Source organism: Streptomyces sp. NPDC051173, from assembly GCF_040689515.1.
In the GTDB taxonomy this organism is placed as follows: domain Bacteria; phylum Actinomycetota; class Actinomycetes; order Streptomycetales; family Streptomycetaceae; genus Streptomyces.
Map to the genome: position 1 here is coordinate 88,198 of NZ_JBFBBD010000013.1, position 15,543 is coordinate 103,740.

The window sequence follows — 15,543 nt, forward strand, 5'->3', positions numbered from 1 at the left end:
CGCTGCGGCACTGATGGAGAGGGCACGGAGTCGATGAGGCGGATCGAGCCCACCAGGGCCGAACTCATCGAGGAAATCGGCCTGGTGTCGCACGGATCCTGCCCCGACAGAGAAATCTGCCGGGTTTCCTGAGCGCGAAGCAATCTTCCTTTCGACTCCCCTCCGATTTCCCGTTCCCGGCCCGGAAGGTGCCTCTTGTTCGCCCTGCTCGTCGATGCGCGACTCGCCGCCAAACTCAGCGACCTCCCTCTGGTCGGCGACCGCATCTCCCCTGACCACGATCTCGGCATCACCGGCGTGAAAGCCGTCATCGCCTCCGACGCCCTCACCGCCGATCAGGTGAAAGCACTCAACGAACAGATATCCCGCCTGGACGGCACCCACCCGACGTTTCCCGAGGAGACCCGCGGGCGCGCTCTGGTGGCCCTGGACTACGAGTGGGGAGGCGAAAAGCGCACCCCTCTGATGTTCCGCCTCGCCGGCGCGAAGCCCACCGAGGAGCACGAGAGCGAAGCCCCCGCCCCGAAGCTGCTCAACACCGCGCCGGTCACGGGGACATGGGCGGCGCCAGCCCCGACGGAAGCCCGGGCGGCGGCGGTTTCACCGGCCGCACCCGACGACCCGGCGGCTCCGGCCGCCGCGTGGGTCACTCTCGACCGTTCCTTCGGCCCGCTGTACTTGCGGCGCCTGGGCGCGAGCTACCAGGACGAGAAAGTCTGGCTCCTCTGCGACGCCACGGTGCAGGCCGGCCCCTTGGAGCTGGGCGTGGACGGGCTGGGGCTGGGCATCGCCCTGGACGGCAAGGACTTCACGCCCTCCGGCCGGCTCGACGGGCTGAGCCTGTCCTTCCGTAAGCCGCCGCTGGAGATATCCGGCGCGTTCGTGAACAAGCCGGTCACCGCCGACTCGCCCTACGACCGGCTGATCGAGGGCAGCGCCCTGATCAAGACCCCGAGCGCCAGCTTCGGGGCGATCGGCGCCTACGAGCACCTCAAGAGCGGAGCCCGGTCCCTGTTCCTGTACGCGGAGTTGGGGGCCGCGTTCGGCGGTCCTCCCGCCTTCAGGGTCACCGCGGTGAAGGCCGGTTTCGGATACAACAGCAGCCTGCGCGTACCCACCATCGACCAGGTCGCCGGCTTCCCCCTGCTGCGCGGGCTCGCCGGGGCAGGTGAGGGCACGCCGCCCGAACCGCTGGACATGCTCAAAGAGCTCACCGAGGGGACCGACGGCGCTCCCGCCTGGGTCACCCCGCACGAGGGCAGCACCTGGCTGGCGCTCGGCCTGAACGCGGACGTCTTCGAGATCGTCCACTGCAAGGCCCTGGCGTTCGCCGAGTTCGGCCCGGACGACCTGGTGGTGGGGCTGCTCGGCTCGGCCAAGGCCCAGTTCCCCGACCCGGAGAAGAAGCTCGGCGAGCCGTACGCCAGTGTCGAGCTGGACATCTCCGCGGTCTACCGGCGCTCCGCCGACATGCTCGCCGTCGACGCCCGTCTCGCCCCGGACAGCTTCCTGCTCGACCGGTCCGTGCACCTGACCGGCGGGGCGGCGCTGCGCCTGTGGTTCGGCGGCAGCGACCACCCCGGCGACTTCGTCTTCACCATCGGCGGCTACCACCCGCGCTTCGCGCCGCCCGACCACTACCCGCAGGCGGACCCGGTCGGCGTCGACTGGACCTCCGGCTCCTCGGTGATCCTGAAGGGCACCAGCTACTTCGCGCTGACCCCCTCGGCCGTCATGGCCGGCGGCCGGCTGGATCTGCGGTACGACAGCTCGTGGGCCAAGGCCCGGGTCGACGTCGGCTTCGACGCCCTGGTCGAGTGGGCGCCGTTCCACTACGAGGTGGACGTGTGGGCCGAGATCACCGCCCAGGTGTGGCTGCTGTTCGGCTGGAGCGGCGAGGCGTCGCTGGGCGCGCGGCTGTCGGTGTGGGGCCCGTCGTTCGGCGGCACCGCACACGTGAAGGTGCTCGGCATCTCCATCCCGATCGAATTCGGCGAGCCCAAGGCCGGGCCCGCGCCCATCGGCTGGGAGGAGTTCCGCACGCTGCTTCCGCAGCACCCGCTGACGCTCACCCCCGTCGACGGACTCCACCCCGACCACGCCGCGCAGGCGCCGTCGGGCGGTCAGGAGACCTGGACCGCCACCGCCGACGGCTTCGCCTTCACCGTCGGCACCGCGTTCCCCGCCTCCGCGCTCGCGGTCAACGGAGCGGACGAGACGGGGGACGGCCCCGCCAAGGTCAACATCCGCCCCATGGGAAAGACCGGCCTCGACGTCACGCTCTCGGTCACCGTCGAGGAGGAGACCGAGGACGGCCACTGGCGCCAACTGCCCGCCGAACACTGGCGGAACTGGACGGTCACCACGCAGCGCACGCCGCAGCCGACCGCGCTGTGGGGCGCCGGGAAGGCCGACGACACGCTCGGCGCCGCCGCCTTCGTCCACGGCCTGGTCAGCGGAGCACGCATCGCCGTACCGGCCCCGCGCCTGCCCGAAGCGGCGGCGTCCAGCCGGAGCGGCCGCCTCGACCACGAGCCGCTGCTGCCCGGAGGAGTCCTGCCGCTCGACCCGGGCGCGGCCCCCACAGGGGTCCGCGGGGAACCGGAGGAGAGCGCCGGCACCGGCGCGCTGCGGGTCGGCACGCCCGAGCAGACCGCGCTGCGCAAGACCGCGCTCGCCGCCCTGGCCGCCGCCGGATATCCGCTCGACGCCGCCCCGGAGCTCGACCGCTACGCCCGCGAAGCGGCCTTCTCCTCCCCGCCCCTGCGACTCGCCCACTCGTGAGGACCTCATGACCACGCACCCGACCGAGCAGACCGCACCGGCGGACGACACCCCCGTCACCTTCCACGACCACCTGCTGCCCGGCGTCGAGGCCGGCCGCTACCGGATCACCGTCGGCCAGCGGTTCCCCGCCGAGGATCTGCCGGGCGCCGGTCTCGACCCGGTGGAACAGATCGTCGACGTACGGGCCGCGCAGTTCCGTCTCGACCCCTCGTGGGTGCACGCCGTGTACCCGGCCCCGCACAGCCAGGGCCCCTTCCACGGCCTGCTCCCGCACATCACGCTCAACCCGGCGGCCCTGCCGTGGGAGCGCGAGCCCTTCACCGCCGGCGTCCAGAACCCCGCCCGTGCCCCCTGGCTGGCGCTGCTGCTTTTCGGCGAGGGCGAACTGCCCGGCGACCCCAACGCACTGGGCACCGCCGCCTCGCTGACCGTCCGCGCGCTCCTCGACGGCGACGCCGCGGTGTCCGGGCCCGCCCTGGACCGGGACGCCGTCGACCCCGCCCTGCTCGACACCCCCTGTCAGGTCGTCGACGTACCGCGGGAACTGCTGGCACAGCTGCTGCCGGCGCCGTCCGACCTCGCCTTCCTCTCCCACGTCCGCTCGGGCGGAGAGGACGCCGTGCCCGCCGGGGGCCAGGACGGCCGGCTGGGCCGGGACCCGCACGCGGTCATCACCACAGCCCGCTTCCCCGACTCCGCCCAGGGCCGGTACGTGGCGCACCTGGTCTCACTGGAGGGCCACACGCCGCCCGGGCCGCAGGCCGACGGCAAGCCCGTGCGCCTGGTGTCCCTGCACAGCTGGACGTTCACCTCCTGCCCCGAATCCGGCGACGGCTTCGGCCGGCTGGCCGGACGCTTCGCCCCGGGGAACGGCGAGCACAGCGCCGCCCCGCTGCGCCCGGCCCCGACGGCAGACACCGGACTGCCGGACGAGCTGGGCACCCTGCTGGAGCAGGGCATGGTCCCGATGACCCACATCACCGAGTCCGGCGAGCGCGCCCTCGCGTGGTACAGCGGCCCGTTCCTCCCCCGCGTCGCGCCCGAGCTGCCCCGGCCGGCGGACGGCCACTTCCCCGACGCCGACGGCCTGTTGCTCCACGAGCCGCACACCGGCACCTTCGCCACCGGCTACGCCTGCGCCTGGAACGTGGGCCGTGCCCTGGCCCTGGCCGACCCCGGCTTCTCCACCACCCTCGTCCGCCTGCGCCACCAGGGCCGGCTGCGCCGGGCGACCGACCGCCAGTACGCGACGTACCGCCGGCAGCTCTTCCACAGCGCCCCCTCCGCCGGGCCGGCACCCCGCATGGCCGCCCGCACAGCCGCACCGACCCCGCGCGAGCAGTTCGAGGAACTGCTGCGCGGCGACGCCCTCGACGCGCTGGCCACGGCCTTCGGTATCCCCGAGGACGACGAGCCGCGCCCCCGGACCGTACGCGCCGCTCCCACCGCGTACCGCCTCGACGCGCCGCGGCGCTCCTCCGCCCCGCAGCAGCCGTCGTCGGACGCGCGCGAGACGGCGGCCTGGCTGGCCAAGCTGCGCACGCTCGGCGGAGTGCCGTTCGACTGCCTCGTACCGGACCAGCGGATGCTCCCGCCCGAGAGCCTGCGCCTGTTCCACGTCGACCGCGGCTGGCTCCATGCCCTGCTCGACGGCGCGCGCAGCCTCGACCGGCACCCCCGCGCCGACACCACGACCGACGCCGAACTGGACGGCCTGCTCGACGCCCAGGGGCCCGTGCCCGCCGCCGGTCTGCTGCTGCGCTCGGCCCTCGTGCCTGGCTGGCCGACGCTGCGCGTCGAAGCCCGCACCTCGTCCGGTACCACGCCGGTCGAGGTGATCCGCCACGAAGTCCTGGGCGGCGACGTCCTGTTGATGCTCTTCGACCGGATGCCCGACCACCTGACGATCAGCGAACCGCGCCAGGGGCTGCACTTCGGCGTGGACGACCAGGGGAACGTGGCACTGCGCAGCCTGACCCCCGGCGAGGTCGGCCGGCCGCTGGAGCGCTCGGTGCCCGTCGGCGCCGACCCGGCCCTGACCGTCACCACCCCCGCCGGGGCGCGGGTGCTGGACGTCGGCAGGCTCGCGGCCCGCCTCGCCGAGGACGTCAAGCCCGGATCCGCGCTCTCCCCCGCCGAGTTCGCCGTGCAGCTGGTACGCGCTCCCGAGCAGCTGGCCCTCTCCTTCGAAGGAACCACCCGATGAACACCGACCTCCTGGTCCCCGTAAGGCTCCGGGCCCTGGTCGTCAACGACCAGGTGCGCGGCCGGGACTCCTTCCTCCGCTGGATGCCCAACTACCACCTGCTCGGGGTCCACCGCTCCCCGGAGCCGTCGCCCTACGCGAGCACGGCCACGGAGTTCTCCCAGGAAGCGGGCAACGACGGCGTGTACCTGCACTGGGAGCTTCCTGCGGCGCTGCGCCGGGCGACCACGCCCGGTGGCGAGGTCACGCTCCCGCCCGCGCCGAACCGCTGGCTGGTCGTCCGGCACGCCTACACGGCCGCGGGCGAGTACGCCACCGCCGCGTGGGTCGTCGAGAGCGACTTCCTGAACAAGCGCACCGGCACCGTCCCCTACCTGCGCCCCGGCCGGGGTCACGTCACGCCGACCCGGATCGGACGCCACACCGACGCCGGGCGGTGGACGGAATCCGCGGCGGAGCAGCCCACCTTCCTGACCGCGACCGGCCCGGGGACCCTGTCCTTCGCCGCGTTCCAGCCGCACTGCCAGGACGTCTTCTCCTTCCACGACCCCCTGGCGCAACTGCCCCACCAGTTCGACCGCCTGGGCTACCAGGTCATCGGATGGCACGCGGCGAACTCCGACGACCCGCTCGACGACCCGCGGGTACGCGAGGCCCTGGAGAGCTCCCTGGGCTGGCAGGCGGACAGCACCCCGGCCCCGGGAACCCGTACCGTCTACACCGGCCGCGTCCACAGTGTGTCGCCCCATTACGACCCCTCCGGCGAGCAGTGGCCCGACCCGACGGTGGCCGTCGCCGACAGCGCCCGCTCCGCGCTCACCGCCCTGACCGCCGACAAGGCGGCCACCGACCCGTCCCTCACCCTCGCGCCCGCGCTGCTCGACCAGCTCCAGAGCAACACCCTCGCCCGCGCGGACGAGCCGGACAACACGCACCACCTCGCCGACATCCTGCTCGGCGCCGGCTTCGGCGAGGGCACGACCTCGTACGCCTGGCACGCGGTACCGCCCAGCACCGCCGAGGAGACCGCCTCCCCCGAGGACGAGCGCCAGGCCCGGGCCGTCGAGGCCGCCCTGAACGCCGCGCAGCACGCCTACGACCGGGCGGACCGCGAACTGGCCGGGCTGCGCCGGAAGCTGTACGGCATGTGGCGCCTCCAGGGCCTGCCCGTACTGCCGCGCGGCTACCACCACCAGCAGCTGACGCAGGAGCTCGACGCCGGGCGCGAAGGCAGCCTCGCGGCACGCGTACGCGCCGGCCGCCAGGAGGTCGACCGCCTCAGGGCCGCCGTCCCCGGCGGAGACACACCCGCGCAACTGGCCGAATCCGTCCGCCAGTACGCCCAGGCACACGGCCTGCCCACCGGCTGGGACCTCAAGCGTGTGGCCCCGGCCCCCTTCCACCGTGCCCTGGACCCCGCCGTCGTCCTGCAGGGCGCCGGCTCCATGCCCACCTCGGACGACACGACGCTGCGCTGCCGGTTCGGCGACCAGACCGTGACAGCCGTACACTTCGCCGACGACCCGGCCGAGTTCACCGCCGACCGGGCCGATCTCGCGTGCAACACGCTCGGCCTCGGCACCGACGAGCACGCCGTCATGCCGGGCTCCACCCGCGCCCTGCTGCGCGAGGCGTTCCTGCTCGACCCCAACAGCCGGACAGACAGGGCGGCAGCGGCCACTCCGCGCACCGGCACCGTCCCGGCCTTCGGGAACGATCCCTGGGAACAGCCGTGGCACCCCCTCCACCTGCTCTGGGAGGTCGAATACCACCCCCTCCCCCACGACCAGTGGCAGTTCGACGGCAACCGCTACTCCTGCCCGCAGCCCCGCCCCGAGGCCGCGCGCACCTACACCGGCCGGACGCTGCTCAGCGACCACCTGCCGCGGAGCCTGGCCGACCAGCTCCGGCAGTACGCACCCGACGACCCCGGACTCTCCGCGCACTGCGACGCGTTGGCGCAGCGGGTGGTCCGCGGGGACGTGCTGTCCAGCTCACTGGCCGGGCTGCGCGACATGCTCATCGGCCAGGACCCCGGCCAGGGCGTGCCCCCGCTGGGCGCGCCGCCGGAGCTGGCGGAGCTGATCGGTGACGCCTACCGCACCAGCCCCGACCCGGGCCCCCTGCCCGTGCCCTTCGAAGGCTGGCCGGACTCCGGCTTCCAGCAGCTGCGCGCGGGCCAGTTCCGCTTCCTCAGGCTGACCCTGGTGGACTCCTTCGGCCGCGCCCTGGACGTCATCGCCCCGGCGGGCACCGGCGGGGCGAGCGGCCTCCGGCACCCGGTGGTCGCCGACGCGCTGCGCCCGCAGCACGTCCCCGAGGCCCTGGAGACGACCCCGGAGCACGTCGTCCAGCTGCCGCCGCGCCTGCCGCAGTCCGCGCGCCTCGGGCTCGACCTCATGGACGCCGCCCGCGACACGGACCCGGCCACCCATCTGGACGACGGCAACCCGCTCGCCGGATGGATCGTCCCCAACCTGGTCGACGGCTCGCTCACCGCGTACGCACCCGACAGCACCGCCCTCGGCCTGCTGCGCTGGGCGTACCGCATCGGCCGGCCGGCCCGGGAAGCCGTGTGGACACCGCTGCCCGATGCCGCTCCCGTCGGCCTCGACGCCCTGCGCACGGCCTTCCCCCACCTGCACGCGCTCATCACCTGGTTCCAGGGCACCGGTGCGGACGGCAGTCCGCTGCCCGCCGCCATGGATCTCCTGGAGACCTCGCTGGTGGACATCGTGCCCACCGCGGGCGCCGCCTCGGCCGCGCTCGCCGGGCGCCCGCTGGCCCTCGTCCGCTGCCGCCTCCACCTGGACCTGGACGGACCGCCGCCCACCGACCCCGGCTGGCAGCACATCTTCGACCACGAGCCGCCGCGGCCGGAGTTCACCGGCTACTCCTGGCCGGTGCGCCTGGGCGAGCAACTGCGCATGGGCGACGGACTGGTGGGCTACTTCGCCGACACCGACCCCGACATGCTGCGCACCGTGGTCGCACCGGCCGACCCGCATCCGCGCCTCGCCGCCATCGGCGACGGGACCCACCTGCGCGTCACAGCCGGGACACCCCGGCACCTGACCCTGCTGGTCGACCCGCACGCCCCCGTGCACGCCACCACCGGCCTGCTGCCCACCACGGCCCTGGACATCCCCCACCGCTTCACCGACGGACCGCTGAACCGCATGCGCACCGTCCTGCGCACCGGGCCGCTGCTCACCCCGGCGGCAGCCCTTCCGCAGGACACCGTCGCACTGCCGGTGCGCACCGTCGACGACCAGACGTGGACATGGGCGGAGCGTGCCGCCGACGGCACCTGGGCCCACTTCCCCACCTCGGCCGCGAGCACCACTCCGCGCTGGAACGACCGGGTCCCCGTGCTCCGCTCCGGCCTGCTCACCTCTCGCAGCCCGCTCCCGCCGGCCGACGCCGCCACGTCCGAGTAACTCCCGCAAGCACCCAAGGAAACGCCACCATGAACGCCAGCACCGGCGGCACCAGCCGCCTGACCTACGGCCTGGCCACCGTCCCGGCCCCCCTGGCCACCGACCGGCCGGCCCACATCGACATCGTCGTGTCCAACTCGGGCACCGAGGCCGTCCTGTGCAAGCAGATCCTCGTCGAGATCCCCACCGGCGACCTCGCCCAGGACCTCGTACCCGCGGGCCACCGCATCGTCCCCTCCGTCGAACCGAGCGACCAGTGGACCGTCGACGAGATCGAGAGCGGCGTCCTCCTCACCCTGCCCCAGGACGAGATGGCGGCCTTCACCGCCGGCGGCACACCGCTCACCGTCCGCCCCGCCGACGGGGAGTCCGTCTCCCTCACCACGCACGGACTCCTGCTGCGCCTCAAGGACTTCAAGGCGGGCGGCCTCGCGGGCACCGCCCTGCTGCGCGTCCGGGAGACCGTGAGCGTCGACGACGGCCGGACGTGGGAGACCAACCAGGTCACCCTCCCGCTCGCCAAGTACCCCCCGGCCGAGGCCCTCACGGCCGACGTGGTGGGCGACCTCGTCCTCCGGGAGGCGGACACCGACGGCAACCCCGGCTCCACCCCCGTCACTCTGCTCAATCCGGGCCGGAAAGCCGTCCTCACCTGGACCGCGCCGTCCGACGCCGTCTGCGACATCCACTTCGACGGCCGACACGCGGGGCCGCTCAGCGGCCAGGACAAGTGGCAGTTCCCCGTCACCGGCCTGACCCGCGACACCTACTTCCACGTCCAGGTGACGCTGAAGCGCTCCGGCGAAACGATCACGCACCACCTCTCGACGGCCGTCGCCGTCGAGGAACCCGCCTTCCCCCACCTGACCGTGACGGGCGACCTCACCGTCGGCAAGGACATGAACGTCACCGGCGCTGTCGAGGCGACCGGCGACGTCACGACCGCCGCGCGGTTCCTCGACCCCGAGGGCACGCCGTTGCGGGGGAAGCTGGCATGACCGGCAAAGTCACCATCGGCGGACAGCTCAAGGTCACCGGAGACATCACGGCCGACGGCCGCCTGAGGATCCGCACCTCGGCGGACAGCGGCAGCCGGTCCTTCTCCTACAACGGCTCGGACGACAAGCGGACGTTCATCGTCCCCGACCACGTCACCATCCTCTCGCTGCACCTCCAGGGTGCCGGGGGCAATGACGCCGACGAGGTGCGCGGAGGCAAGGGCGCCGACATCCGAGCCCTGCTCTACGTCGCTCCCGGGGACGTCATCGACGTCCGCGTCGCCCGCGACGGAGGAACGGCGGCCTCGGCGCAGGTCTTCCACCGCGACACGCTGATCGCGGGGGCGGGGAGCGGTGGGGACGCGGGCGCGGCGGGCAGCTTGGGTGGCACCGGAGGAGGCGGCGGCGACGGTGGCCAGGGCACGAACGACGGCTTCGGACATGGCGGTTCCGGTGGCTCCGGAGGGAAGGGGGGCGGTGGTGGTGCCGGTGGGGACGCCGGGGACATCACCGGCGCCGACGGTCCCGTCGCTTCCGGCCGACCGGGCGGCCCGGGGTCGGCCGGAAGCGACGGTGGCGGTGGCGGACGCGGTGGCAACGGCTGGAAGTGGGGCGCCTACACCCCTGGTAGCGGCGGAAGCGGAGGAGGCGGGGGAACGGCCTCCAGCGGCGGCGACGGCAGTGCCGGGGAAGCCGATGCCGGTGATGGAGGCAACGGAAGCGAACAGAAGGGTGGTGCCGGGGGATCCGGGACATCGGGCTACGCCCCCGGCGGCGCTGGTGGCTCGGGTGGCGACGGTGGCGACGGTGGCCGGGGAGGCCGGTCCGGTGCCAACGGGAGCGCGCGGGCCCGGGCAGCCGACGGAGGCACGGGGCAGGCCGGTTTCGGTGGCGGCGGCGGTGGCGGCGGAAGCTGGGGTGGGGGCGCCAATTTCTTGGGGCACTCCGGAGGCGGTGCGGGCGGCGGTGGCGGCGGCGGTGCCGGCGGCCAGGGAGGCCACGGCGGTGCCGGCGGCGACAGCTGCTTCGATGCGGGCAAGGCCACGCTCGTCTCCGCCGACGTGAGCAACACCGGCGACGCGAACGTCACCATCGCATGGGGAAATCACGAGTTCCCCGCGTGAACCCGCAGGACCCGGCCCGGCGTTGACCTGGCCGGGCCGTGGACCGTCGACGGCACGGAAGCCGCTGCCCGGCCGGCTCGGCTTCCGTGAGGGGCGGCCGGCGTCACAGGGGCCGTCGGCCGGAAATCCATCGAGGACAGACCATCACAGAGAATTCACCGGGCCCGGCATGCGGAATCGCATCGCCCGCCCACGGCGCCCAGCCTCCGTTCGTCGAGTGGCCGGCCGTAAGTGACCACAGAACATCGAGGACGGGATTCGGCAATGCCATTGTCCGTTGAGGAAATCACCGAGAGGGCACGGAACGGGAGCCTGCGGCTCCGGTCCGAGGAGTTCACCGACCCTGCGGTCCGCGGCGCGTTCTCCACGTATCTCGGATCCTCCGAACTGAACTTCTCAGAGGCGGAATTCACCGCCGAGAGCATGACGGTGCGGGGGCGCTGCGCCGTGCCCGCGCTCGGGCCGGAGCCGTACCCGGCCGTGGCGGAGTTCCTGACCGACACCTCGGGCAGGTCGGTCGTGGGATTCGTCCTGGTCGTGGACGCCCCGAAGTGGCAACTGCCCGATCCCTTCCCCGCGTACGACCTGAGTCCGCTCCAGGCCCTGGGGGCGCAGTCGCCCGTCGCCGTGCTCGACGCCACCCCCCGTGCGGACAAGGAAGCGGAGCAGGAGCGGGCGTCGGTCGTCGCGGGAGCCCGGTGGGAGCTGCCCGGTCTCGACGAGCCGGTGCTCTTCCTCGCCTCGGTGCAGGAGGGCGCGTTCACGGTGTCCGCCCGCTTCCCCGACGGGCTCACCCTTCCGTCCCTGCGGCACATGGCGGACCTGCCGGGCTGCACGGGCGCGGACGCCGTCACCGACCACTTCCCCGCGGAGTGGCAGGGGCTCCTCGCCTCGGCGCTGCCCGCGCTCCGCGAGGTCACCGTCTCGTACGCCCCCGGGGACGGGCGGGTGACCGGAGAACTCGAGGTCGACCTGGCGCAGGAATGGCCGCTGTTGGCGGGTGTGACGCTCAGTCAGGTCCGGGCGCGGATCGCCCTGGACTCCGCCGCCCGGCAGAACGGCTGGGGAGGGCTGTCGGTCGAGCTGAGCGCACACCTGTCCGTGGGCGGACTGGAATGCGCCGTCACGGTCGACCTGCCCGCCTTGACGGCGCACGGCGAACTCGCCGACGGCAGCGGTCTCTTCGAGCAGGCGGCCCCCGACCTCGGCAAGAACGGCCTGGGGCGGCTCTCCTTCCTGTGCGACCTCCGGGAAGGCACCTTCGTCGTCGCCGGAGAGCTCCTGAGCCCCCTGGATATCGCGGGCGTACGGATCGAGGAGCAGACGGTCCTGGTGTCCGGCGGCGGGGAGCGGGAGCTCGAAGTCACCCTGGCGGGCACGCTCGTCGTGGGCGGGACCCGGGTCGGGGTGAAGGCCACCAGGAGCACCCGGGGCTGGGGGCTCACCGTGGAGGCGGACCGCATCGCCTTCCGCGCCATCAGCGCCTGGACCGAGCAGGCCATGGGCAGTGCTCTGCCCGCCTCCCTGGCGGAGCTGACGTTGCAGGAGCTGTGCTTCGAGGTCGTCCCCACGCCCTCGGGACGGCTGTTCGCCGCGGCCGGCTCCGCCGAGTTCCCGCTGCCCGCCGGGCTGCGGGCCCGCGCCCACCTCACGACGCGGATCAGCACCGGGGACGGCCCGTCCGACGTCGAGGCCACCGGCTCCCTCCTCCTCAGCGGCCCGGAGTCGTCGCTGATGGAGCTGGACCTCGTGGCGGACAAGGATCCGGACGCGACGAGCTGGACCGCGACCTGGGCCGCCCAGGAAGGCATCACGCTCGCGGAGGCGCTCGCCCCTCTGCTGCCCGCGACGGGCTCGCCGACGGCGGGACTGCCGAACCTGCTGCCCGCCGTCGAGAAGATCTCGCTGCGGTACACCGCGCCGACGGCGGCCGGCGCCGCCGCCTCCCTGGTCCTGACCACCGACGCCCGGCAGGCACGGGCCGTCCTGGTCGTCACGGACTGAATCCCCCGCGGACTCCCCGAAAGGAAACACCCCCGTCATGCGTCGCCTCACAGGGCTCGACCCTGCCCGTCTGACACCACCGCAGCCGGTCCGGCCGGCCGCGGAGTCGCCCGTCGAGATCGCCTGGCTCGGCGGCAAGCCGCTCTCCCTCACCGTGATACGGCCCGGCATCGCCGTGTGCCCCGACCCGGACGTGCTCGACATACGCGACGACACCTCCAACCCCGAGCCCGGCCTCGAACTGGACGACGAGGACTACGTAGCGGAGATCGACTTCCTGCTCCGGCGGATCGAGTCCTCCGAAGCGGGCAAGCGCCTCGTCGAGTTCCTGGGCCACGCCCGGCCGCTGCCCGATCCGGACGGCACCTACGGCGGGCCGGAGGACTGGGACACGGGCATCAGCACGCGGGTCCTGTGCCGCCACGGCGGTTCCGGGAAGAACGGGAAGAACGGTCGGACGCCGAAGCAGCGGGACCTCGCGGGGATCAACGTCGTCATCACGCAGGCCACGGACGGCAAGCCCGCCCAGTGGTCGATGAACTCCAGGCCCAAGGGCGGACCGCTCTACAACGGCCGGGGCGCGTACTCCATCGTGTCCTTCCACCCCCGGGTGCTGCTGCTCTCCGACGACGTGGCCACGGCTCCCGAGGTGACCCTCGCGCACGAGCTGATCCACGCCGCACACACCCTGGCCGGAACCATGGACGACACGGGTCGCGACGACGACGAACGCGCCAGGGTCCGGCAGGCCGCGCTGGCCGAGACCGAGCGGCTGTTCCGCGAGAGGTACGGCACCGGCTCCGCGGTCAGTCTGAAGGATCCGGGCCCGGTGGACGTACGCGGCACCGGCAAGCCCGAGACGCGCAAGGAGCGCGAGACGTTCTACAAGGCGACACTCACCGAGCTGTCCCTGAGATACCTCTACCCGCTCCCGGTCGCGGAGACGGAGCAGGGGCTGGTCGTGCTGCGCGGCGTCAACTGGGAGGAGATCCGCACCCACGGCAGCGACGTGGCCCTGGAGTGGATCGACGGCATGGTGCAGCGGCACAAGGGCCGGCGGATCTCGCCCTCCCAGGCCGAGGCACGGGCCGAGCGGGTGGCCTTCGACCACCACGCCCGCGCGGTCGCACGCGCCGGCCGGCGGGACGCCGACGGCCTCGCCGCCCTGCGCGACGCCGCCGCGACCTGGCAGCAGCGCACGCGCGTGCGCGGGGTCACCGAGGTCGCCATCGCCCGCGACCTGGGATACCGGCACCGCATCGCCTACGTCGCGCTGACGCGGGTCGAGCGCGTGCACCACTTGGCCGTGCCCCGCAAACGGATCCCCCACCGTCTCTTCGCCGGGGCGAGCAGCTTCGTCTACAAGCGCGACGTCTCCTCCCTGAACGCGCTGGCGACGTTCCTGGGCAATATCGATCCGGCCGCCGCGTTCCAGGTGTGGGATCACCTGAACAAGATCGGCGCCGCCCGCCTGGAGCAGGGCTATCTGGTCGAGCAGCGCGCGTGCCATCGCAGCCCGGGCAACCCGGTCGAGACTTCCCGGCCGCAGTGGACGAGCCCCGACAGCCTGCCCGAGGAGCAGCGGAAGCAGGCCGGGGTGATCGTCAACCAGGTTCGGCCCAAGACCCCGGCCACCGGCAAGACCCCCTGGAAGCAGATCACCGACGAGTACACGGGACAGGAGATCGGCAGCCCCAAGCCCCTCGACGGGAACGTGGGCTTCGTCGCCATGGTCCCGGCCAAGGTCGACGACCACCGGAAGCTCCTCACCCTGGCGCGCCGCTACCGCGACGAGGCCACCGCGACCCGGCAGGGGTGCGCGCTCGTCATCGGGCTCAACGAGGGCTATCCCTACGGCGAGAGCGAAGCCAAACGCGCGGAACGCGTCGCACGGCAGCGGAAGATCATCGACGCCTTCGCCAACGCCTGGCAGCGGGAGAAGAACGAATTCCCGGTCGCCGTCCTCTCCTTCCTCTGGTGCGCGTCCAAGGGCAGGACGAGTCTCGGCGATCAGAAGACCATCCCCTACGGCGCCATACGCCAGACCATCGCCGAGAGCGACCGGGCGCAGGAGTTCGTGAAGGCGCTGCGCGCCGGCGGCAAGGGGGACGAGCGGGTCTACTTCCACACCGGTGACGCCGATGTGATCTCGCTCAGGACTCCCGGGGGCACCCCGCTGTTCGACGCGGCGGCGGACCGGCTGCAGAAGGGAAACTGGCCCGACCTCTTCAGCGGGGGCTACCGCCTCCCCGAGGGTGACGATCAGCGCGTGGCCATCGCCACCGCGATGGACCGGGACGTCCGCGTCGCGATGGCGAAGGCCGACTCCAGGACCGTCTACTTCCCGGAGCCCAACACGTTCATCAAGCTCCTGGACGGCCTCACCAGCCTGGAGGACGGCGTCACCTTCGGCACGGGTGACCAGGAAGGAGAGGCCCTGGCGAAGTCTCTCGGGAAATTCCGTGGCGAGGACAAGGGCGACAGGGTGTTCGCCCCCGACTGCTCCGTCGTCACCGACGGCGACAGGCTCGTCAAGGCCATCCTGGACACACCCGGAACGGGCCCCGTCAGCGACCGCCTCGCCGCGCTCCGCCAGTCCTACACCCAGAGCCATGCCCGCCGTGAGGAGTGGCGCAAGCGTGTCCTCGACTTCTACCGAGTGCCGCCTGATGTGGCGCTGGGCCTCTTGGATCTCGTCTTCTACGTTCCGGACGACGCCAAGCTGGCAAAACTCGCCGAAGTCGCCGGAACGGAACCGGACAAGTTCGAGAAGTACGTCGACAAGGGCAGGAAGGCGGAGCTCGAGAAGCGCATCAAGGAGAAGGGCCTTGGAACCCTCCTCGACCAGACCCTGCTCATGGAGATCGTCCATGGCACCCACGAGGCCCTGCTGCGCAACTACGTCGACGCCTACCGCCGACTGCCACACTGAGCACGGAGCGGCTGGGGGCCTGATTCCGGTGCCGGCCCGGCTGCGGGCCCGG

The 15,543-nt window shown here is 73.0% G+C and carries 7 protein-coding genes; all 7 read left to right on the forward strand.

The features are described 5' to 3' along the window. Nucleotides 1–195: 195 nt before the first annotated feature. Nucleotides 196–2,784, forward strand: a complete 2,589-nt coding sequence (locus AB0435_RS10815) for a DUF6603 domain-containing protein (RefSeq protein ID WP_366426715.1) — start codon at nt 196–198, stop codon at nt 2,782–2,784. 7 nt (nt 2,785–2,791) lie between these two features. Then, the gene (locus AB0435_RS10820) at nt 2,792–4,993 is read left to right on the forward strand and encodes a hypothetical protein (protein ID WP_366426716.1); all 2,202 of its coding nucleotides are present in this window, start codon (nt 2,792–2,794) and stop codon (nt 4,991–4,993) included. Next, nucleotides 4,990–8,433, forward strand: coding sequence for a hypothetical protein (locus AB0435_RS10825; protein WP_366426717.1), 3,444 nt, complete (start codon nt 4,990–4,992; stop codon nt 8,431–8,433). Before AB0435_RS10820 ends, AB0435_RS10825 begins: the two co-directional genes overlap by 4 nt. A 29-nt stretch (nt 8,434–8,462) precedes the next feature. Continuing rightward, nucleotides 8,463–9,431 (forward strand): hypothetical protein, encoded by a 969-nt coding sequence (locus AB0435_RS10830; RefSeq protein ID WP_366426718.1) that lies wholly within the window; start codon nt 8,463–8,465, stop codon nt 9,429–9,431. Then, nucleotides 9,428–10,555, forward strand: coding sequence for a hypothetical protein (locus AB0435_RS10835; protein WP_366426719.1), 1,128 nt, complete (start codon nt 9,428–9,430; stop codon nt 10,553–10,555). Before AB0435_RS10830 ends, AB0435_RS10835 begins: the two co-directional genes overlap by 4 nt. A gap of 264 nt (nt 10,556–10,819) precedes the next feature. Next, nucleotides 10,820–12,559, forward strand: coding sequence for a hypothetical protein (locus AB0435_RS10840; RefSeq protein ID WP_366426720.1), 1,740 nt, complete (start codon nt 10,820–10,822; stop codon nt 12,557–12,559). Nucleotides 12,560–12,596: 37 nt separating this feature from the next. After that, nucleotides 12,597–15,491 carry a M91 family zinc metallopeptidase gene (locus AB0435_RS10845; RefSeq protein WP_366426721.1) on the forward strand — a complete coding sequence of 965 codons (2,895 nt, stop codon included), beginning with the start codon at nt 12,597–12,599 and terminating at the stop codon, nt 15,489–15,491. Nucleotides 15,492–15,543 lie beyond the last annotated feature (52 nt).

Bases quoted from the DNA above. Each gene is read 5' to 3' on its own strand.
- AB0435_RS10825 (WP_366426717.1), top strand. From the start codon at position 4,990: ATGAACACCGACCTCCTGGTCCCCGTAAGGCTCCGGGCCCTGGTCGTC.
- AB0435_RS10845 (WP_366426721.1), top strand. From the start codon at position 12,597: ATGCGTCGCCTCACAGGGCTCGACCCTGCCCGTCTGACACCACCGCAG.
- AB0435_RS10830 (WP_366426718.1), top strand. From the start codon at position 8,463: ATGAACGCCAGCACCGGCGGCACCAGCCGCCTGACCTACGGCCTGGCC.
- AB0435_RS10840 (WP_366426720.1), top strand. From the start codon at position 10,820: ATGCCATTGTCCGTTGAGGAAATCACCGAGAGGGCACGGAACGGGAGC.
- AB0435_RS10835 (WP_366426719.1), top strand. From the start codon at position 9,428: ATGACCGGCAAAGTCACCATCGGCGGACAGCTCAAGGTCACCGGAGAC.
- AB0435_RS10820 (WP_366426716.1), top strand. From the start codon at position 2,792: ATGACCACGCACCCGACCGAGCAGACCGCACCGGCGGACGACACCCCC.